Raw genomic sequence first — 18,775 nt, 5'->3', positions numbered from 1 at the left:
TCATTCCCATGCGTCTGCGCAGCCTGTTCGTCGGACTCCAAACCCTGATCGGGGTGCTGATCGCAGCACTGCTGATCCAGGTGCTGCTGGTCCAGTGGCAGCAGGTCACCCGCAGTGACGAAGGCTTGCAGTCCCTGCGCCAGTTCAAGCTCCTGCTCGTGTCCGCCGAAATGGCCTCCCGCGAGCGAGGCCCCGCCAACGGCGTGCTCGGCGACCAGGTGCCGGCTGACCCGGGCAAGCAGGAACGCCTGAAGCAGGCCCGGGCCCGCGCCGACGCCGCGCTGGCTCAAGTCCAGCAGGCGCTGACAGGACAGCCGAAGGTGAGCACGCCAGTGCGCCAGGCCGCCGCGCAGCTCGAGCGGGCCCGCAAGGCGGTGGATGCGCTGGCGGCTCTGCCCCCGGCCAAACGAGACGCCGTCGCACTGCACGCCGCGGTGGGCGAGATGTTCAAGGTCATCGACCACCTCGAGCCGGTGGCGTTGCAACTGGCCGATCTCACGGTGCAGGCCTATCCGGAGCTGGCCGATGACATCACGGCTGCGCGCCACGCGGCCGACCTGCGTGAGTTGGCGGGCCGGCTCGGCTCGCAGTTCACGCCGGCCATCACCGCGCGCCGGGTGTTCACGCCAGCGGAGCGCCTCGACATCGAGCGGCTGCGCGGCCGCATCGATGAGCTGGGCAAGTTGATCGAGCTGCGGACCCGCTTCATCGAAACCCATGCCACCAGCATCGCTGCCGCGCAAACCATGCAAGCCGACTATTTCGGTGATGCCGCGCGTTTCATCGACGAGCAGGTGGCCACGGGCAGCCGCGACGGGGCCTTCACTGTCGACACCGCGCAGTTCGCCGCCCGCTACGTTCCGCGCATGGACGCCATCGTCAGCCTCCGAAACACCTTGCTGGCCGACGCAGAACAGTCTGCCGTGGAGAAGTACGAGGGGGCTCGCCGCCAGTTTGCGCTGCTGGCGGCCGGCGGATTGCTGACGCTGCTGCTGCTGGCCGGGACGGTGTGGTTGATCAACTCCCGTGTGGTGTCGCCGCTGCTGAGCGTGACCAACGTCATTTCAGCCCTCACGCGGGGCGAGTGGCCGCCGGTGCTGAACGTGGGCTCGGGCTTTCATGAAGTGGCTGAGTTGCAGCGATCGACCGACGTGCTGCGGCAGATGAGCCTGGACCGGCAACAGCTGGAGCAGGAGCGTCAGCAACTGATCGAGCAACTGCGTGACCAGTCCAACACCGATTTCCTGACCGGCTTGCCCAACCGCCGCGGCTTTTACGCTCTGGCCGAGCACCACCTGATCTCCCGGTTGCGTGACCCGGTGCCTCTGGCGCTGGCCATGTTCGACCTCGACCACTTCAAGCAGATCAATGACCAGCATGGCCACGACACCGGGGATGCCGTGCTGCAAGGCGTGGCGGAGGTGTGCTCGAAACTTTGCCGCCGCGGTGACGTGGTGGCGCGCTACGGCGGTGAGGAGTTCCTCGTGCTGATGCGCCAGTGCTCACTCGAGGATGCCCGGGAGCAGGCCCAGCGTCTGCGGCAAGGCATCTCCGGCCTCGCGTTCACCGGCACCGACGGCAAGCCGCTTCGGCCCGTCACCGCCAGCTTCGGCGTGACGGTGCTGGCAGATGACGACACCGACGTTCAAGCGGCACTGGCCCGGGCTGACGCGGCACTTTATGGCGCCAAGCGCGCCGGCCGCGATTGCGTCATGACAATGGTGCCTTGACGGCGCCGTCACGCACCGGACCGGCGGCTTCCGTGATCGTCGCCTCCAGCGACTTGCCCAGGCCCAGGGCGAAGCCGGCTTCAGTCACCACGAACAGCGGGCCCACCAGCAGTCCCATCAGGTCGTCCACGAAGGCCGGCTTGCGGCCTTCCCAGAAGTGGCCGACGAACTGGAAGATCCAGCCGACCACGAACAGGCCCACGCCCAGCGCGGCCCATTGCGCGGTGGGCAGGCTGTCGGTCATGCGGGCCAGGGCGAGTGAGCCCACCAGCAGCGCGGTCATCAAGGCGCCGAGGGCGAGGTCGAGCCGCAGGTAAAACAGCGCGCTCAAGGCGGCCACCACCATGGCCAGCGTGACGGGCACACCGCTCACGTCGAACGCCGGACGATTCAGCAGCACGGTGACCGCCACCACGATCATCGGGATGCCGACGAAGTGCGTGGCGATGTTGCGGCGATCGCGGTGGTAGCGGGCATACTGAACCAGGTGATCGGTGAGCGTTTTCATGTTGTCCAGCGACGTGTGTGGTGAAAAGTGCCGGCATGTTGCGAGCCGCCATGCCGCCTGTCTGTCGGCCAGCCGACGTTCAAGGGTCGGCCCGGGGGAGGGCAGACCCGTAGCGCGCTGCGCCCTTCACCATGCCGCCGGTTGCCCTGTTGTGCCTGGCCGGGCGCGCAAGCGCTTCAACCTTTTTTAGCCTGATGACGTCTTCAGCCGCCCATAACCCGCCTGCGCAGCTCGATGTGCTGCACCGTGGCCACTGGTTTGCTGCGCTCCCTGACGATGCGCGGCAGGCCTTGCTGGCCGTGGCGCGCACGCAGTCGCTGGCGCCGGCACAGCGCCTGTTTTCACGCGGGGACGCCAATGACGGGCTGTATGCCGTGCTGCAGGGCGCGGTGCGCGTGGGCGCCGTGGCCCCCAGCGGCCGTGAGGCGCTGCTCGGAGTGATCGTGCCGGGCCAGTGGTTTGGCGAGATCGCCACGCTGGATGGCGGCTTGCGAACCCATGACGCGGTGGCGCAGGGCCAGACGAAGTTGCTGCATGTGCCGCTGGAGCGCCTGCTGGCCGTGCTGGAAGCGCACCCGACGTTGTGGCGCTACCTGGGGCAGCTGGTGGCCGAGAAGCTGCGAGCGGTGTTCTCGGGCATGGAAGACCTCGTGCTGTTGCCTGCGCCGGCCCGGGTGGCGCGGCGGCTGCTGGCCATGGCGCAGGGCCACGGCATGTGGCAGGCCGATGCGGCCGTGCAAACCGTGCAGGTGCAGCAGGACCAGCTGGGCGCGATGCTGGCGTTGACGCGCCAGACCGTCAGCGAGGTGCTGGGTGACTTTGAAGCCCGCGGCTGGCTAAAACGCCGCCGGGGCTGCATCGATCTGCTCGACCCTGCCGCCCTGGCGCAGCACGCCGATCGGGCGGGGTGAGCGGCCAGCGCGGTCAGCGCGTCAGCAGGGCGTCGACCTCGCGGTGCACGGCCAGCGTTTGCAGCACCGCACGGGCGGCCTCTTCGCCCTTGGTCACGAAGTGGCGGCTGAAGTAGGCCTGGTGTTCGCCGTGCTCATGGAAGTGGTGGGGCGTGAGCACCACCGACAACACGGGCACGCCGGTGTCCAGCTGGGCGCGCATCAGCCCGTCGATGACCGCGGTGGCCACGAAGTCATGGCGGTAGATGCCGCCGTCCACCACCAGGCCGAATCCGACGAGGGCCGCATACCGGCCACTGCGCGCCAGGCGTTGCGCCAGCAGCGGAATCTCGAAGGCGCCGGGCACGTTGAAGTGCTCAACCTCGGGGGCCGAAGGGCCGGCAGCAGACAGGGTTTGGACCAGCGCATCACGCGCCTGGTGGACGATGCCGGTGTGCCAGCTGGCACTGATGGCGGCGATGCGGGTGGGAGCAGAAGTCTGATTCATGGGTCTTCCAGAAGACAGGTGGCCAGAATCAGGGCACGACGAAAGCACCCGGCCGCTGCAGTACCGACCCGCCCGGAAGCAGGCCGGCCCCCAGTGGGCCGGGCGTGTTCTCTTTCATCCGGACTGTGACCGTCGGCCCCGGAATCACACCGGATCTGCTGACCCTGCCACGCGGGCCCAAGGGGCACTGGCGGCAGGCGCTCGCGGGCTGGGCAGCTGCGAGCCACCATCACCGCCGGTGGGGAATTTCACCCCGCCCTGAGAACGTTGACGCCGCGGACAGACGCAGCGTCAGCGCGCAGTGTATGCGGGGCGCGAAGCCAGTGTTTCGTCCAGGTATTGCGCCACCAGCCGGTGGTAATGCAGGGCAGTGTCGCGCCCGCCCAGGGCATGGGTGGCGCCCGGGTAGGCCATGAAGCGGAACGGCTGGCCGCGTTGCTGCATCAGGCCCATGAGCTGGGTGCTGTTGGCCAGCAGCACGTTGTCGTCAGCCATGCCGTGCACCAGCAGCAGCGGCGCGTTGAGCTTGTCAGACAGCGGCAGCACGTTGCTCAGCGCATAGGCCTGCTGAGCCTGCGCGGGCTGGCCGAGGTAACGCTCGGTGTAGTGGGTGTCGTAGAGCTCCCACTGCGTCACCGGCGCACTGGCAATGCCCGAGGCGAAGGTGCCCGGCGGCGCCTTGGCCAGCAGCATCAGCGTCATGTAGCCGCCGTAACTGTGGCCATGCACGGCCACGCGCTGGCTGTCTGCCCAAGGCTGGCTGGTGAGCCAGCGCAGACCGGTCAGCTGGTCGCGTACCTCCACCTCACCCAGGCGGCCGGCAATCGCCTCGGCGAAACGCTGGCCGCGACGATCCGAGCCGCGGTTGTCGAGCATGAAGACGATGTAGCCACGCTGCGCCAGCGCCTGGTTCCAGGCGGAACCCCATTGCCGCTTCACCACCTGCACACCCGGGCCGCCGTACACCGACAGCAGCACCGGGTACTTCTTCGATGCATCAAAACCTGGCGGCTTGAGCATCGCCCAGTTCAGCATCGTGCCGTCTTCTGCCGCCACCTGGCCGAACTCGGGCGTGACGTGGTGATCGAGGTAGCGGTGGTAGGGGTGGGTCGCATCCAGCGGGTTTTCTGCCAGCCAGGCCAGCGCCTGGCCGTTGCCGTCACGAATCGCGCTGCGGGGTGGCTGGTTGGGCGTGGACCACACGTCCACCCACAGCGGCTGGCCGGCGCTGTGCTGGCTGAACGAGGCTTCGTGCCAGGCGCCCGGCGTACTGATGCGCTCTGGTGTGCGCGCGGTGCTGCCATCCAGCTTGATGCGCCACACATGGCGCTCCAGGGCAGGTTCCGTGTCGCCAGCCACCCAGGCCACGCCGGCGGCTTCGTCGACGGCCAGCAGCTTGTCGACTTGCCAGTCGCCGGCGGTGAGTGGCACGCGGCGCTGGCCGTCCAGCGAGACCAGTTCCAGGTGCTTGCGGCCATCGCGCACGGCCGCCCAGATGAAAACAGGCTGGCGCTTCAGGAAATGCAGGTCGTCATGCAGCTCGACCCAGGCCTTGGCGGTTTCCAGCGCCAGCCGTTGCTGCCGGCCGCTGGCCACGTGGTGGCTGATGAGCTCCAGCGTGCGCTGGTCGCGGCTCTGGCGCTGGAAGCTCACCGACTGGCTGTCGGGCAACCAATTGACGCGGGGCAGGTAGATGTCGGGGTTGGCGCCCAGCGGCACCCAGCGCACCGGGCCACCCGCAAGGGACACCACGCCCAGCCGCAGCTTCACGTTCGGGCCGCCGGCAAACGGGTAGCGCTGCTGCTCCATCTGCATGCTGCTGGCGCCGATGCGGATGCGCGCCTGCTCGGGCACGCCACCTTCGTCGAACTGCTTGAAGGCCACGGCCGATTCGTCGGGCGCCCACCAGTAACCGCGCGGCTGGTCCATTTCCTCCTGGGCGACAAACTCGCTCTCGGCGTTGTGCACCGTGCCGCGGCCGTCGGTGGTCAGCGCGCGCACGCGGCCGGTGCGCAGGTCCAGCACCTGCAGGTTCTGCTGACGCACGAAAGACAGATAGCGGCCGCGCGGCGACCACTGCGGATCTTGCACATCGTCGGCCTTCATCACGGCCTTGATGCTGGCGCTGCCGTCTGCCTGGCGCGTGGCCACATGCACGCCCTGGCCGGTGCCCAGCATCACCTGCTGGCCGTCGGGTGACCACTGCCAGTGGGAGATGCCGCGGCCGTCCGAGGTGCGGGTGCGTTCGCGCCGGGCTGCTTCCGTGGCCGAGAGCGGGCCGTCCTTGCCCAGCGTGCGGCTGTCGATCCACAAGGTTGCGCGGCCCGTGCTGCGATCAAACAGCCAGAGGTCGAGGCGGCGCCTGTCATCGGCCGCGCCCTGCAGAAAGCCGACCCGCTGTCCGTCGGGTGAGACCTGCGGCTGGATGGCCTGCGGCCCGTTCAGCGACGCACCCGAGGCGAGACGGTCGATCTGCAATTGCTCGGCCATGGCTGACGGCGGACTCAGCATCAGAAAAACGCACAAGCTCAGTGCTGCCAGCACGCCGCCCTGAGGCTTGCGACCCGCCTTCAAATTGAACGTTTCGCGGGCGATCGAGGGACTGGGCGTGAATGGGTGCGTGCGGAACATGCGCGGGATCTCCGTGATGCAGATGGTGCTTGCTGCGGGTGCGTGCAGCGAGCGCTGTGGCCTGGTCAGGCCCGGCGCATGCTAACTGCGTGCCAGCAGGCCCGACAATCGGCGGATGACCCTGATGGATATCGCCGTGTTGAGCACGGCCGCCCTGGCCGCTGGTGTGCTGAATGCGCTGGCCGGTGGCGGCAGTTTCTTGACCTTCCCCGCGCTGGTATTCACCGGCGTGCCGGCGATTGCCGCCAATGCCACCAGTGCGATGGCGGTAGCCCCCGGCTACCTGGGCAGCACGCTGGGCTTCAAGGCTGAGTTGGCGGCCTTGCCGCGGCGGCGGCTGTGGGTGGAAGGCGCCATCTGTGCGGGGGGCGGTGCGTTGGGCGCGGCATTGCTGCTGAACACGCCGGCCCGGGTGTTCTCGGCAGTGGTGCCGTGGCTGCTGCTGTTCGCAACGGCCTGCTTTGCGCTCGGGCCTCGCTGGCTGGCGGCGCGTCAGGCCCGGCGACCTCAGGTCGATGTGCCATCAACCAGCCGCTTTGGCCAGCGCGCAGGCCTGATGCTTGTGGCGGTGTACGGCGGCTACTTCAATGGTGGTCTGGGCATCTTGCTGATGGCGCTTTACAGCGTCACCGGCGAGCGCGACATCCACACCAGCAACGCCCTGAAGAACCTCAACTCCTGGGTGCTGTCACTGCTGTCGGTGGCCACCTTCGCCGCGGCCGGCCTGGTGCAGTGGCCGCAAGCTGCGCTGATGATGGTGGCCACCACCGCAGGCGGCTTCTGGGGCGCGCGTCTGGCCCGGCGATGGCCGCCGGCCGTGGTCCGCGCGATCGTCATCACGACGGGCCTGGTGATGGCCGGGGTGTTTTTCGCGCGGCAGTGATGCTGCCCCGACCGCGTCGGTGGCTCAGTCCGCCGACCAGGGGCGCAGCGCCGCCACCGCGTCTGCCAGCAACGGCCTCTGTTGCACGGCTGGCTGAACGCAGGCGGCTTGCAGTGCGCTCAGCTCAGCAGGGATGGCGCCCTCCACACAAGCCAGCACCTCGCCCAGCAGCAGGCCCCAGGCGCGCACTTCCACGCGCTGCAGCTTGTGCGCCGGCATGCCCGGGGGCACGAAGCAGGCCGCGCCCAGGTCACTCAACAGCGCGCGGCCGCTGGCACCGTCCCACAGCGTGTTGTGGGCGTAGAAGTCACCGTGCACCAGGCCCAGCCCGTGCAGGTGCGCACCGGCCAGGCCCACGTCGGCGGCAATGCGCACCGCCACATGCAAGGGCAGGCGGAGCGTGGGGTCGTAAACATCCCGGCTGCAGCTGGCCAGGCTGGGCGGGCCAGCCAGCACGCGCCAGCCCTCAGGCAGCAGCGGCATCACCAGGCCCAGCGTGCCGTCGGGGTGGTCCTTCAGTCGGCCGATCGCGGCCATCAGCGTCGGATGTCCGGAGGCGGCCAGGCTCGCTGCCATTTCTTCATCGGGCAGGCCGTCGCTGGTCATCGTGCCCTTGAAGAGCTTGACGGCGACATCGCGAGTTTGGCCGTCCGGCTGGCGCCACACTGCACGGTGGATCAGACCAGATGCGCCCTGGCCGAGCAGCTCACCCAACTCCAGCGCTTGCCAGGCAATGTCGGGCGCGTGCGGGGCCGGGCGTTCCAGTTGCCGGTCGGCCGGGTTGCCGCCCCAGCCCAGCCATGCCAGCTCGGGCAGTTCGGTCAGCCAGCCGGGCAGGTTGGTCAGTTGATTGGCTGAAACGCGGAACAAGCCCAACCGCGCGGCATCAGCCAGGCTGTCCGGCAGTGTCTGCAGCCGGTTGCCTGCGAGCCCAACCTTCTCCAGCAAGGGGCGCTGGCCGATTTCGGTGGGCAGTTCGCCCAGCTGGTTGTCGGTCAGCGTCAGCCAGCGCAGGCGCGCCGGCAGGGCGTTGCCCGACACATGCCGGATATGGTTGTTGCGAAAGCCGACCTGGCTGAGCGCCGGCATCTCGCCCAGCACTTCGGGCAGATGGTCGAACTGGTTGTACGACGCGAACAGCGCGGTCAGGCGGGTGAAGCGGCTGAGGCTGGGTGGCAGGCTGCTCAGGGCATGGCCGCTGAGGTCCAGCACCTCCAGCGTGTCTGCAAGCGCCAGCAGCTCCTCCGGGAATTGGGTGAGTTGCGGCTCGCCATCGCGGTGCGGCATGCGCCAGACACGGGCGCCGGCTGCTTCACCGCTGCGCAGCTGGGCCAGGCTGCGCTGGGTCATCGGGTGCCTTCGGTGGGTTGGGCCAGGAAGGCGTCGATGAGGATCTGCACCCGCTCTGGCGGGCGGCACAACAAGGTGCCCACCGGGCTGCTGACCAGCGGGCGGTTGATGAGGGCAGGGTGGGCGCACATGGCCTCAATCATCGCGGCTTCGCCGAGCTCCGGGCGATCAAGGCCGAGCTCAGCGTAAGCGGCTTCCTTGCTGCGGATCAGCTCACGAGCGGTGAGGCCAGCGTCGCTCAGCAACTGCGTCAGCGTCGCCGCGCTCGGGGGCGTGGCCATGTAATCCACCACCACCGGCATGATGCCGGCGGCGTTCAGCAGGGCCAGGGCGCCGCGGGAATTGCTGCACCGGGCGTTGTGATAAATCGTGAAACTCATGCCCGGATTGTCACCGGACGCCGAGGCCGGCAAGTGCGCCTTCAACGCCGGTCTCAGGCCAGGCTTCAGGTGCCGTGGTGCGACGCCAGGCTGCGCTCGATGCGGCGATCGGGCACCAGCCAGATCAGCGCTGCGCCCACATACATGGCCATGGCCAGACCCGGGTGCAGGAAGGACAGGCCGATGCCCGAGAGGTAGAGCAGCGGCGACAGCTTGCCCTTCCAGTCGCGGCCGATGGCCTTGGCCAGTGCCGAGTCAGGCCCTTGCGTGGCCATGATGCGTTGCTGAAGCACCCAGTAGGCGATGGCGCTCATCAGCAGCACGACGCCGTAGAGGGCCGTGGTGTGGGGCTCGAAATGGTTTTCGCCCATCCAGCCAGTGGCGAACGGGACCAGCGACAGCCAGAACAGCAGGTGCAGATTGGCCCACAGGATGGAGCCAGTCACCTGATGCGCCGCATGCAGCATGTGGTGGTGGTTGTTCCAGTAGATGCCCACATACACGAAGCTCAGCACGTAGCTGAGGAACACCGGCCACAGGGGCGCGAGGGCATCCCAGGTGCCGCCGTGCGGTGTCTTCAACTCCAGCACCATGATCGTGATGATGATGGCGATCACGCCGTCGGAGAACGCCTCCAGCCGAGTCTTGCCCATGTCGACCGCCTTCAAGCCGCGTTGTGGAAGGCCGATAGGTGCTGGGCCAGGTGCATGGCGTGAGCCTGCTCGAACTGCGGCTTGCTCAGCTCGCCATAGGCGAAGTGCGGTTGCAGGGGGTGTGTCCACTGCTCGAAGGCATCGACCGCGCGGCGCAGGCGGGCCTGTGCATCGGCCACGGCCTGGGCCGGGTCCAGCTCGGGGGCGCCCGGGATGGGTTCTGCGAGGTCATGGCTCATCCGGCCGCGCCAGGCGAACACCTGGAACGCGGCAGAGCCCACCGTGCGCTGGAACAGCGCCGACTTCGGTTTCGGAAAACCCGTCATCGAGAACTCGATGCTCTGTGCGCAGTGCGTCAGCGTCTGGGCCCAGTTCAAGGCCGTGGCGGGGGGCAGGGGTGCGGGGTTGGGCAGCTTCGTGAGCTCTTGCAGAGCGTCCTTCAGCGTGGCAAACACCAGTTGCCGATCATTGCTCACGGATTGGCTGCAACCGGCGGTGAGGGCGCTGCCCGAGGCCATCATGCCCAGGGCGATGGTGCCGAGCAGGTGCCGGCGTTCAGCAGTTGATGCGCTGTTCATGGTGGCGTTCCCGGTGTGGCAAGTTATCAAGCCTGCGGCGGCAGGTCGCGGCGCGACATCGGGCGGCTGGCCGACGAAGCATCACGCACGTTCTTCTGCACGGCCACCGCGCCGAACAGGCTCAGCACGAAGCCCATGGCGTAGAAGCCCTTTTCGCTGTCGAGCAGAGTGGCGTTCCACAGGCCGACGGCCAGCAGCGTCAGCGAGGCGCCGATCGACAACCAGCACAGATTGAAATACAGGCTGGTGACGGGAATGCCTTCCATGCGGTCACGCACCGACTTCTGCAGCGACACGGCGGCGAACAGCCCGTAGAGCAGCAACGTGAGGTAGTAGCCCTTTTCGTTCAGCGCCATGTTGGCATTCCACAGACCGACCAGGTAGGTGGCGGCGCCGATGAACATGGCGGCCCAGGATGCGGCGATGAAGGCACCGGTGGGGCGGGCGGACGTGGATGACATGGAGTTCCTCTCGGCAATGTGAGCGCCCGATCAGGCGTCGGGCTGCGTCAACTTTACCGCGTGCCGCAGCGCGGCCGATCCATCTCAATCCGGCTGCAAGGTCTCGTGCGGGTGCTGGCGGGTGATGTCCAGATGCAATTGCGGTGCGGCGGGCTGGCCGCTGTCAGGCTCGCCCGACTGGGCCATGACCTCGCGCGCGGCCAGCAGCCACTGGTAAGGCAGGTGGTGCACCGTGTCACCGGCGAGCGGCTTCACCGAGAAGTGATCGACGTGCACGCCGATGAGTTCGGCGGCTTCGTGCAGCTGGGGGTTGGTGGCATTCACCTGCACGGTATGACCGGCGAAACGTCGCAGCAGCTCGGGCAGCCCTGCTCCCGCGGACAGCGCATGGGGGTCACTGGCCCGCGTCAACGCTGTTCGGCAGTTCCAGCAAGCATGCGAATGAATGCCGTTATGACACCCGCACTTTGCACAAACTCGTTGTGCGTCAGCCTCATTCATATGGTTATCCCTGATCTTTTATAGGGGGTGATTCTGTCACCCCGATCGCCTTCATTTGTTTCTGACGGTAAGGAGTTCTTGATCCTTCCCGGGGCGCTTGATCGGTTGTCCCGTGTTTTTGCGGCACGATGGCGCCCATGAGCCTGTTGAAGACCGACCATGCCTGAGACCGCTGACCTGGATGTTTTGCGAGGCCTTTTCACCGGCCGCCTGTTGCTGCCGGGTGATGACCCCGCCGCCATTGCCCCGTTCCTGGTGGATTGGCGCGGCCGCTGGCACGGCGCTGCACTCGCGGTGGCGCAGCCCGACACCGTGGACGGCGTGTGCGCCGTGATGCGCTGGTGCCACCAGCACCGGGTGCCGGTGGTGCCGCAGGGGGGCAACACCGGCTTGTCGGGTGGCTCGGTGCCGGATGACACCGGCCGTGCGCTGGTGCTGTCGCTCAGCCGGCTGAACCGCGTGCGACAGGTGGACACGGTGAACAACACCCTGGTGGTGGAAGCCGGCGTGACGCTGGCGGCCGTGCAGCAGGCGGCGGCCGAAGCTGGCCGGCTGTTCCCCTTGAGCCTGGCGGCCGAAGGCAGCTGCACCATCGGTGGCAACCTGGCCACCAACGCCGGCGGCGTGCAGGTGCTGCGCTACGGCAATGCGCGGGCCCTGTGTCTGGGCCTGGAGGTGGTGACGCCGGAGGGCGAGCTGTGGCAGGGCTTGCACGGCCTGCGCAAGGACAACACCGGCTATGACCTGCGAGACCTGTACATCGGCGCCGAAGGCACGCTGGGCATCATCACCGCGGCCAGCCTGACGATGTTTCCGCGGCCCGCCGGGCAGGCGGTGGCGCTGGTGGCCGTCGACACGCCCGCCGCGGCCCTGCAGTTGCTGCAGCACGCACAGCAGCAGGCGGCAGATCAGCTCACGGCCTTCGAGTTGATGAGCGAGCTGTGCCTGAAGCTGGTGGCGCGCCACATGCCCAGCTGCCGTATGCCGTTGTCCACACCGGCGCCCTGGTTCGTGCTGCTGGAAGTCAGCCATCCACAAAGTGCAGCGCTGGCCAGCTCGGCGCTTGAATCGCTGCTGGAAGGCGCGATGGAGGCCGGCTGGGTGCTCGACGCCGCGGTGTCGCAATCAGAAACCCAGCGGCAGGCGCTGTGGGCGCTGCGGGAAAACATCTCCGAAGCGCAGGGCGCCGAGGGCAAGACCATCAAGCACGACATCTCGGTGCCCATCTCCCGCATCGCGGCGTTCGTGGAGGCCACCAGCGCCGCGGTGGCGCAGGCCTTCCCTGAAGTGCGCCTGGTGGTGTTTGGCCACCTGGGCGATGGCAACCTGCACTACAACGTCTCGCCCGCTGAAGGCGCCAGCGGAGCGGCTGCGGCGGCGGGCTTCCTCGCGCTGGAAGCGCCGTTGAACGCGCTGGTGCACGACGCCGTGGCTGCCGCAGGCGGCTCCATCAGTGCAGAGCACGGACTGGGCGTGCTGCGGCGCGACGAAGCGCTGCGCTACCGCGACCCGGTGGCTCATCGTCTGATGCTGCAAGTCAAGCAGGCCTTTGATCCGCTCGGCCTGATGAACCCCGGCAAACTCCTGCCGCGTTGAAGCTGATGCGTTCGACGCTGACGCTATCCCACACATTCACTGAGAGCAAGCATGAAGATCTGCATTTACGGCGCGGGCGCCATCGGTGGTTTCATCGGCGCGCGTCTGGCAAGCCTGGGTGCGCATGAGGTGAGCGCCGTGGCGCGGGGCGACACGCTGCTTGCGCTGCAGGCACGCGGTTTCAATCTGCAGGACGCGCAGGGCCGTGTGCTGGTGGATGCCACGCCGGTGCGTGCCGTGGCTGATCCGGCAGAACTGGGGCCGCAGGACCTGGTGGTGGTGGCGGTGAAGGGCCCGGCCATGGGTGCCGTGGCTGCCAACATCGCGCCGCTGCTGGGGCCGCACACCATCGTGCTGCCGGCCATGAACGGTGTGCCATGGTGGTTCCTGCAAGGCCTGCCCGGCGTGGGTGACCTGGGTAAAGCGCCACTGGAAAGCGTCGATCCGGGCGGGCGCATCGCGGCGGCCATTGCGCTGTCGCACGTCGTGGGCTGCGTGGTGCACGCCAGCACCTTCACGGTGGTGCCCGGGGTGGTGGGCCACAAGATGGGGCAGGGACTGATCATTGGCGAGGCGTTTGGTGAGGTGTCGCCCCGCGTCGAGGCGGTGGCCGAAGTGCTGCGCAGCGCTGGTTTTGACGTGACGGCGTCGCCGCATCTGCGGCAAGACCTCTGGTACAAGTTGTGGGGAAACCTCACCATGAACCCCGTGTCCGCCTTGACGGGCGCCAACATCGAGCAGATTCACGCCGATCCGCTGCTGCTCGGTTTCTGCTCAGCGGCCATGCGCGAGGCCCAGGCCATCGGTGAGCGAATCGGGTGTCCGATCAACCAGACGCCGGAAGATCGGCACCAGGTCACCGCCAAGCTCGGGGCCTTCAAAACCTCGATGCTGCAGGACGTGGAAGCGGGCCGCGCGCTCGAGCTGGACGCCATCGTCACGGCCGTCCGTGAGATCGGTTTGCGGGTGGGTGTGGCCACGCCAACCATCGATGGCCTGCTGGGTCTGTCCCGCGTTTTTGCGCGACAGCGCGGCCTCTATCCCTTGGCCAACTGACAGCCTCGTGCAAGCGATGCGGTGATAAACTTCACGCCGTTGGTGCCCGCATGATGCTTCGTTGTCATGTGGGGTAAACGGGAAGCAGGAAGGTGAACCCCCACGGGGCGATCCCAACCTGCGCTGCCCCCGCAACGGTAAGCGGACGAGGTCGTCAAACAACCTCCGCTTGCGCCCATCGTCACTGAAAGCCCAGGCTCCGGCACATCGCCGTCCGGCAGGTTTTTGGGAAGACGGCGCAGGTTGTCTCCGCCAGCCCGGATACCGGCCAACAGGGGGTCTGATTGCGCGAGCAGTCGGGCCATGTGTGCGGATGCCTGCGGGGAAGCGGGCCGCCGCGAGTGCTTCCCTGCGTCCGTTTCCTTCATTCCCGGATCGGGGTGGCCTTCTCAAGAGTCCACTCATCATGTTCCTGCGCACGCCTGTCGCGCTGGCCGTGTTGCTGAGCGCCCATGCGCTGGCAACGGCCCAATCGTCTTCGTCTTCCTCCTCCACCCTGGACACCGGCACCGACTATGTCGTGACGGCCGCCCGCGCCGTGCAGGCCATGGGCACCCAGGTGCGTCCGGTCCAGGTCATCACCGCGGAGGACATTCGCCAATCCGGCGCTGGCTCATTGACCGACTTGCTGCGCACGCTGGGCGGCGTTGAAGTCACCAGCAATGGCGGCATCGGCCACTCGTCGAGCGTGTTCACGCGCGGCGCCAACAGCGACCACACCGTGGTGCTGCTGGACGGCGTGCGCATCGGCTCGGTCACGCTGGGTTCAGCGTCGCTTGAAGCCATTCCGCTCGCGCTGATCGAGCGTGTGGAAGTGCTGGCCGGTGCATCCAGCAGCCTGTACGGCGCTGACGCCATCGGCGGCGTGATCCAGATCTTCACCAAGGGCGCCAAGCGCTCACCGGGTGCCAGCGTGCTGGTCACCGCCGGCAACGATGGTCTGCGTCAGTTGTCGGGCAGCTACGTGGCCCGCCACGGCGACACTGACATCAGCCTGGGCGCCAATGTGCTGAGCACCGATGGCTTCAACGTCACCACCCCGGCCAACACCTTCAGCTACAACCCCGACCGCGACGGCTTCCTGCAGCGAGGCGCCAATGCGCGTGTCGTGCAGCAACTGGGCGGTGGCCACCAGGTGAGCGCCCATTGGCTGCGCACCTCGGGCAAGCTGCACTATGACGGCAGCAAGACCCTCGACACCTACACGAACCAGCAGACCCAGCTGGCCGCCCTGCAATGGCAAGGCCCGCTGCTGGAAGGCGTCAACAGCGAAGTGCGTGTAGGCCGTACCTGGGACAAGGGTGAAACGGTGACTGCCACCACGGGGCACATCGATTCGGTCCAGGACCAAGCCAGCTGGATCAATCGCGTCAGTTTGGGCGGCGGTACCTTGACGGCTGGTGCAGAGTGGCTGCGCCAGTCGGTGGACAGCGACACGGCTTATGACGTGACCTCGCGCCGAGTGAGCAGCGGCCTGCTGGGCTGGCGTGCCGTGATCGGTGCGGTGTCGGTGCAGGCTGATGCACGCCATGACCGCAACAGCCAGTTCGGCAACCACACCACCGCGCAGCTGGCCACGGCCTGGCAAGTGGACAGCGTCTGGCGCCTGCGGGCGTCGGCCGGCACGGCCTTCCGTGCTCCGAGCTTCAACCTGCTGTACTACCCGGGTTTCGGCAACCCCGCGTTGCAGCCTGAGCGTTCGACCAACTTCGAGCTGGGCACCGACGCCACGGTCGCCGGCTGGCAGTTCGGCGCCACGCTGTTCGACAACCGCCTGCGCGACCTGATTGATTACGCGCCGCCGACCTATGAGCCGGCGAATGTGGCCAAGGCGGGCAACCGCGGTCTGGTGTTCACGGCGGCTGGCGCACTGGGCGACAACACCCGCGTGAAGCTGAACGCCACCGTGCAGAACCCCGAGAACCGCGACACCGGCATGCAGTTGCGTCGCCGCGCCCGTGAATATGCTGGTGTGCACCTGACCCACCAGATCGGTGCGGTGGGCGTGGGCGCTGACTGGACCCTGGTCGGCGAGCGCTTCGATTCGGCCAGTGAGTCGGCCACCTCGCGCATGGGGGGGTATGGCCTGCTGGCTGCGTTTGCCAACTGGCGCCTGACGCCGGAATGGCAACTGGAAGGGCGTGTGGCTAACCTGGCCAACAAGTCCTACACCACGGCTGTGGGTTATGCCTCGCCTGGCCGGGCTTCGCAGATCAGCCTGCGCTGGACGCCGGCGCTCTGAGCCGCTTGAAAGTTTGAGCCAGCGGCATCGCCCCGTCATGCAGACACTCACCACCACCCCGCTGTTCAGGCCACCCGCCTCGGGCAGATGGGCGCGTCGACGGCCGCAACCCGGCCTGGCGCTGGCGGTGCTGTGTGTGCACGGCTGGGTGATGGCCCTGGCCCTTCAGTCCCCGTCGCCGCGCCTGATGGCTGCGGCGGCGGAGGGTGCTGGGGCAGTTGCGCAAGGAGAAGGCGCAAGTCCTTCGGGCGAGCGCATCAGCTACCTGCGTCTCTTGCCTGATGACGGCGCGGCCAAGGTGGCGCTGCCACCGGAGTCGGCCAAGCCGCTGGCTGTGGCCACGGTGATGCCGGCTGCAAAGGCTGCCCAGCCAGGTCGGGCGGCGGTGAACACGGTGTCGAGCGCTGTGTCGAACGCTGTGTCCTCTCCTCTGGCTGCCCTTGGCGCAACGCCGGTTGCCACGCCTGAGGCTGGTTTGACGGCCGCCTCTGCTTCTGCAATCGCTTCACGAGCCGGCGCGGATCGTTCTTCAGCGGTTGGCCCGGCATTGGCTCATGCTGCTTCTGCGCCCCCGGCGGCGCAGCTCGGCCAGCCTGGCGACGCGCTGCCGCTTCGCGCCCCTGTGGCCGTTGCATCCAATACCTTGCCAAGCTACCCCGAGGCCGCACGCGAAGATCATCTGCAAGGCGCCGTGGCGATGGTGTTGCAGGTGGACGAGCAGGGCCGTGTGCGCTCGGTGCAGTGGCTGCGGCGCAGTGGCGTCGCGGTGCTGGATGTGGCGGCCCGCGATGCGGTTCGCGCCTGGCGCTACCAGCCCGCCCTGCGCGGCGCTGAGCCTGTCTCGGCCTCGGTGACCGTGACCCTGCACTTCCGTCTCGACGGGCCGGTGCAGCAAACCACCTTGGCCGAGGTGGCCCGATGAGGGTGTCGCAACGCTGGGGCGCACGCCCCTGGACAGTGCTGGCGCTGCTGATGGTGTTGCTGGCGGCGGTGCTGCTGTGGGCGCTGGCCAGCGGGTCGTCGAACCTGCCCCTGGAACAACTGCCCGGCTGGTTGTTCCAGCCCGACGACAGCGCGGAGGCCGACATCGTCCACCGCCTGCGTCTGCCCCGTGCGCTGGCTGCAATGACCACCGGCGCACTGCTGGCTCTGGCCGGTGCCTTGATGCAGGTGCTGCTGCGCAACCCGCTGGCTGATCCGTACGTGCTGGGCTTGTCCGGTGGCGCTGCCCTTGGCGCTTTGAGCGCGCTGGCGCTGGGCTGCGGCGTGTGGCTGGTGCACCTGGGTGCGTTTGGCGGTGCGCTGGCGGTGGTGCTGGTCGTGTTTGTGCTGGCCCACCATGACATGGGCCGGATCGATGCCGTGAGCAGCCAGGACGGCTCCCCGAGGCTGTTGCTGACGGGCGTGATGGTGTCATCCATCAGCATGGCCGGTGTGAGCCTGTTGCTGACGCTGGCCCCAGGTGAGCGGCTGCGCGGCATGCTGTTCTGGATGCTGGGCGATTTGTCGGGTGCCGACATGCCGTGGCCGGTGCTGCTGGCACCGCCCTTGCTGTGTGTGCTGCTGTGGCCACTGGGTCGCGAGTTGAATTTGCTGTTGCGCGGGCCCGGCCCGGCGCAGATGCTGGGCGTGCCGGTGGCGCGTGTGCGCGGTGTCATCTACGTGGCGGCGTCACTGGCGGCGGCGCTGGCCGTGGCTACTGCTGGCACGGTTGGTTTTGTCGGGTTGGTGGTGCCACATGCGCTGCGCCTGTTGATCGGCAATGACCAGCGCCTGCTGCTGCCGGCCAGTGCGCTGGCGGGCGGCGCCTTCCTGCTGGCTGCCGACACGGTGGCCCGCACGATTGCAGCGCCGTTGCAACTGCCGGTGGGCGTGATCACTGCCCTGGTGGGCGCGCCGACCTTCATCCTGCTGCTGCGACGCGGGGCCCGCCGATGAGCACCGCGACGCCCGTCCAAACCGCGCTGCTGAATGTGCAGGCCTTGCGTGTGGAGGTGCCCCAGGCGGGTGCTGTGCCGCGCTGCCTGTTCAGCGGCTTGTCGATGCAGGTCTTGCCCGGCCAGTTCTGGTGCCTGCTCGGCCCGAATGGCGCCGGCAAGACACAGCTGCTGCATACGCTGGCCGGCGCGCGTGCGCCGCAGGCCGGCGAGGTGCACCTCGGTGGTCGACCCTTGAACGCCTGGCCCTTGAGCGAGCGCGCCTGCTGGCGCGGCCTGGTGCCCCAGCAGGTGCAGGACGCGTTCAGCGCGCCGGTGCTGGACGTGGTGCTGCAGGGCCGGCATCCGCACCTCTCGCGCTGGCACTGGGAAGGCGATGCCGACCTCACCCTGGCGCAGCAGGCCTTGGCGCGTGTGGGCCTGGCTGAGATGGCGCAGCGTGATGTCACGACGCTGTCAGGTGGTGAACGCCAGCGGGTGGCGCTGGCCACCTTGTTGACGCAAGACCCGCCGCTGGCCTTGCTGGACGAGCCCCTGGCCCACCTGGACCTGGCGCAGCAGCTGCGTGTGCTGGCGCTCTTGCAGGACGAAGTGCTGCAGCGCGGCCGCGCGGTGGTGATGTCGGTGCACGACCTGAGCCTGGCGCAACGCGTGGCAACGCATGCCGTGCTGTTGACAGGCAATGGTGCTGCGCTGGCCGGGCCTGTGGGCGAGGTGATGACCGAGGCGCATTTGAGCGCCGCGTTCGGCCACCCCTTGCGCGCGGTGGAAGCCCAAGGCCAGCGCTGGTGGTTGCCGGCTTGAGCTGCCAAGGCACCCGTGGGTGGTGCCCGCCCGTCCACCCCGTTTGATCAGATGCACGAGTTGAACC

At 68.0% G+C, this 18,775-nt stretch carries 18 protein-coding genes and 2 riboswitches; of the genes, 9 read left to right on the top strand and 9 right to left on the bottom strand.

Features of this window, described 5'->3' with window-relative positions:
* Nucleotides 1–8 precede the first annotated feature (8 nt).
* Nucleotides 9–1,730: a GGDEF domain-containing protein gene (locus AACH00_RS08740; protein WP_341398715.1), complete on the top strand. Its 1,722-nt coding sequence runs from the start codon at nt 9–11 to the stop codon at nt 1,728–1,730.
* Here AACH00_RS08740 and AACH00_RS08735 read toward each other — a convergent pair.
* The gene (locus tag AACH00_RS08735) at nt 1,711–2,238 is read right to left on the bottom strand and encodes an Mpo1 family 2-hydroxy fatty acid dioxygenase (RefSeq protein WP_341398714.1); all 528 of its coding nucleotides are present in this window, start codon (nt 2,236–2,238) and stop codon (nt 1,711–1,713) included. The genes AACH00_RS08740 and AACH00_RS08735 overlap by 20 nt on opposite strands.
* A gap of 194 nt (nt 2,239–2,432) precedes the next feature.
* On the opposite strand from AACH00_RS08735, the gene AACH00_RS08730 reads away from it, so the two are divergent.
* Nucleotides 2,433–3,149, top strand: coding sequence for a Crp/Fnr family transcriptional regulator (locus AACH00_RS08730; RefSeq protein WP_341398713.1), 717 nt, complete (start codon nt 2,433–2,435; stop codon nt 3,147–3,149).
* A 13-nt stretch (nt 3,150–3,162) separates the two neighbouring features.
* Here AACH00_RS08730 and AACH00_RS08725 read toward each other — a convergent pair whose 3' ends face one another.
* Nucleotides 3,163–3,636, bottom strand: a complete 474-nt coding sequence (locus tag AACH00_RS08725) for a 6,7-dimethyl-8-ribityllumazine synthase (protein ID WP_341398712.1) — start codon at nt 3,634–3,636, stop codon at nt 3,163–3,165.
* Nucleotides 3,637–3,738: 102 nt separating this feature from the next.
* A riboswitch (FMN riboswitch) is annotated at nt 3,739–3,906 on the bottom strand.
* Nucleotides 3,907–3,927: 21 nt separating this feature from the next.
* Entirely contained in the window at nt 3,928–6,267 is a 2,340-nt protein-coding gene (locus AACH00_RS08720) for a DPP IV N-terminal domain-containing protein (RefSeq protein ID WP_341398711.1), read from the bottom strand.
* 115 nt (nt 6,268–6,382) lie between these two features.
* Here AACH00_RS08720 and AACH00_RS08715 point away from each other — a divergent pair, with 115 nt between their 5' ends.
* Nucleotides 6,383–7,150 (top strand): sulfite exporter TauE/SafE family protein, encoded by a 768-nt coding sequence (locus AACH00_RS08715; RefSeq protein ID WP_341398710.1) that lies wholly within the window; start codon nt 6,383–6,385, stop codon nt 7,148–7,150.
* Nucleotides 7,151–7,174: 24 nt separating this feature from the next.
* Here the strand turns inward: AACH00_RS08715 and AACH00_RS08710 are convergent, their stop codons facing one another.
* From AACH00_RS08710 to AACH00_RS08685, 6 genes are all read right to left on the bottom strand, one after another.
* Entirely contained in the window at nt 7,175–8,500 is a 1,326-nt protein-coding gene (locus AACH00_RS08710) for a leucine-rich repeat-containing protein kinase family protein (RefSeq protein WP_341398709.1), read from the bottom strand.
* Nucleotides 8,497–8,880, bottom strand: coding sequence for an arsenate reductase (glutaredoxin) (gene arsC / locus AACH00_RS08705; RefSeq protein WP_341398708.1), 384 nt, complete (start codon nt 8,878–8,880; stop codon nt 8,497–8,499). The genes AACH00_RS08710 and arsC overlap by 4 nt, the downstream gene beginning before the upstream one ends.
* Before the next feature lie 65 nt (nt 8,881–8,945).
* Nucleotides 8,946–9,533: a TMEM175 family protein gene (locus AACH00_RS08700; RefSeq protein ID WP_341398707.1), complete on the bottom strand. Its 588-nt coding sequence runs from the start codon at nt 9,531–9,533 to the stop codon at nt 8,946–8,948.
* An 11-nt stretch (nt 9,534–9,544) separates the two neighbouring features.
* Nucleotides 9,545–10,111: a DUF1569 domain-containing protein gene (locus AACH00_RS08695; RefSeq protein WP_341398706.1), complete on the bottom strand. Its 567-nt coding sequence runs from the start codon at nt 10,109–10,111 to the stop codon at nt 9,545–9,547.
* 26 nt (nt 10,112–10,137) lie between these two features.
* A complete protein-coding gene (yiaA, locus tag AACH00_RS08690) occupies nt 10,138–10,572 on the bottom strand; it encodes an inner membrane protein YiaA (RefSeq protein ID WP_341398705.1) in 435 nt (144 codons plus the stop codon).
* A gap of 84 nt (nt 10,573–10,656) precedes the next feature.
* Nucleotides 10,657–10,896, bottom strand: coding sequence for a hypothetical protein (locus tag AACH00_RS08685; RefSeq protein ID WP_341398704.1), 240 nt, complete (start codon nt 10,894–10,896; stop codon nt 10,657–10,659).
* A gap of 336 nt (nt 10,897–11,232) precedes the next feature.
* On the opposite strand from AACH00_RS08685, the gene AACH00_RS08680 reads away from it, so the two are divergent.
* From AACH00_RS08680 to AACH00_RS08655, 6 genes are all read left to right on the top strand, one after another.
* Nucleotides 11,233–12,669, top strand: coding sequence for an FAD-binding oxidoreductase (locus tag AACH00_RS08680; RefSeq protein WP_341398703.1), 1,437 nt, complete (start codon nt 11,233–11,235; stop codon nt 12,667–12,669).
* 51 nt (nt 12,670–12,720) lie between these two features.
* On the top strand, nt 12,721–13,725 hold the full coding sequence (locus AACH00_RS08675; RefSeq protein WP_341398702.1) for a 2-dehydropantoate 2-reductase: 1,005 nt from the start codon (nt 12,721–12,723) through the stop codon (nt 13,723–13,725).
* Between the two features lie 23 nt (nt 13,726–13,748).
* Nucleotides 13,749–14,012: riboswitch (cobalamin riboswitch) on the top strand.
* Nucleotides 14,013–14,131: 119 nt separating this feature from the next.
* Complete coding sequence (locus AACH00_RS08670; RefSeq protein WP_341398701.1) at nt 14,132–15,967, top strand: TonB-dependent receptor domain-containing protein; 1,836 nt, start codon at nt 14,132–14,134, stop codon at nt 15,965–15,967.
* A 37-nt stretch (nt 15,968–16,004) separates the two neighbouring features.
* A complete protein-coding gene (locus tag AACH00_RS08665; protein WP_341398700.1) occupies nt 16,005–16,889 on the top strand; it encodes an energy transducer TonB in 885 nt (294 codons plus the stop codon).
* Nucleotides 16,886–17,905 carry a FecCD family ABC transporter permease gene (locus tag AACH00_RS08660; protein ID WP_341398699.1) on the top strand — a complete coding sequence of 340 codons (1,020 nt, stop codon included), beginning with the start codon at nt 16,886–16,888 and terminating at the stop codon, nt 17,903–17,905. The genes AACH00_RS08665 and AACH00_RS08660 overlap by 4 nt, the downstream gene beginning before the upstream one ends.
* Nucleotides 17,902–18,708: an ABC transporter ATP-binding protein gene (locus AACH00_RS08655; RefSeq protein WP_341398698.1), complete on the top strand. Its 807-nt coding sequence runs from the start codon at nt 17,902–17,904 to the stop codon at nt 18,706–18,708. Before AACH00_RS08660 ends, AACH00_RS08655 begins: the two co-directional genes overlap by 4 nt.
* The last annotated feature ends 67 nt before the right edge of the window (nt 18,709–18,775 follow it).

The sequence above is a fragment of the Ideonella margarita genome (genome assembly GCF_038066635.1).
In the GTDB taxonomy this organism is placed as follows: domain Bacteria; phylum Pseudomonadota; class Gammaproteobacteria; order Burkholderiales; family Burkholderiaceae_C; genus Ideonella; species Ideonella margarita.
The sequence above is the reverse complement of the archived record's forward strand: the minus strand, read 5'-3'. Positions and strand labels throughout refer to the sequence as shown.

Excerpts from the sequence above, each read along its gene's own strand:
- AACH00_RS08695 (WP_341398706.1), bottom strand. The coding sequence starts at position 10,111 with ATGAACAGCGCATCAACTGCTGAACGCCGGCACCTGCTCGGCACCATC.
- AACH00_RS08720 (WP_341398711.1), bottom strand. The coding sequence starts at position 6,267 with ATGTTCCGCACGCACCCATTCACGCCCAGTCCCTCGATCGCCCGCGAA.
- AACH00_RS08660 (WP_341398699.1), top strand. The coding sequence starts at position 16,886 with ATGAGGGTGTCGCAACGCTGGGGCGCACGCCCCTGGACAGTGCTGGCG.
- AACH00_RS08655 (WP_341398698.1), top strand. The coding sequence starts at position 17,902 with ATGAGCACCGCGACGCCCGTCCAAACCGCGCTGCTGAATGTGCAGGCC.
- arsC (WP_341398708.1), bottom strand. The coding sequence starts at position 8,880 with ATGAGTTTCACGATTTATCACAACGCCCGGTGCAGCAATTCCCGCGGC.
- AACH00_RS08675 (WP_341398702.1), top strand. The coding sequence starts at position 12,721 with ATGAAGATCTGCATTTACGGCGCGGGCGCCATCGGTGGTTTCATCGGC.
- AACH00_RS08665 (WP_341398700.1), top strand. The coding sequence starts at position 16,005 with ATGCAGACACTCACCACCACCCCGCTGTTCAGGCCACCCGCCTCGGGC.
- AACH00_RS08670 (WP_341398701.1), top strand. The coding sequence starts at position 14,132 with ATGTTCCTGCGCACGCCTGTCGCGCTGGCCGTGTTGCTGAGCGCCCAT.
- AACH00_RS08680 (WP_341398703.1), top strand. The coding sequence starts at position 11,233 with ATGCCTGAGACCGCTGACCTGGATGTTTTGCGAGGCCTTTTCACCGGC.
- AACH00_RS08710 (WP_341398709.1), bottom strand. The coding sequence starts at position 8,500 with ATGACCCAGCGCAGCCTGGCCCAGCTGCGCAGCGGTGAAGCAGCCGGC.
- AACH00_RS08735 (WP_341398714.1), bottom strand. The coding sequence starts at position 2,238 with ATGAAAACGCTCACCGATCACCTGGTTCAGTATGCCCGCTACCACCGC.
- AACH00_RS08715 (WP_341398710.1), top strand. The coding sequence starts at position 6,383 with ATGACCCTGATGGATATCGCCGTGTTGAGCACGGCCGCCCTGGCCGCT.
- AACH00_RS08700 (WP_341398707.1), bottom strand. The coding sequence starts at position 9,533 with ATGGGCAAGACTCGGCTGGAGGCGTTCTCCGACGGCGTGATCGCCATC.
- AACH00_RS08740 (WP_341398715.1), top strand. The coding sequence starts at position 9 with ATGCGTCTGCGCAGCCTGTTCGTCGGACTCCAAACCCTGATCGGGGTG.
- yiaA (WP_341398705.1), bottom strand. The coding sequence starts at position 10,572 with ATGTCATCCACGTCCGCCCGCCCCACCGGTGCCTTCATCGCCGCATCC.
- AACH00_RS08725 (WP_341398712.1), bottom strand. The coding sequence starts at position 3,636 with ATGAATCAGACTTCTGCTCCCACCCGCATCGCCGCCATCAGTGCCAGC.
- AACH00_RS08730 (WP_341398713.1), top strand. The coding sequence starts at position 2,433 with ATGACGTCTTCAGCCGCCCATAACCCGCCTGCGCAGCTCGATGTGCTG.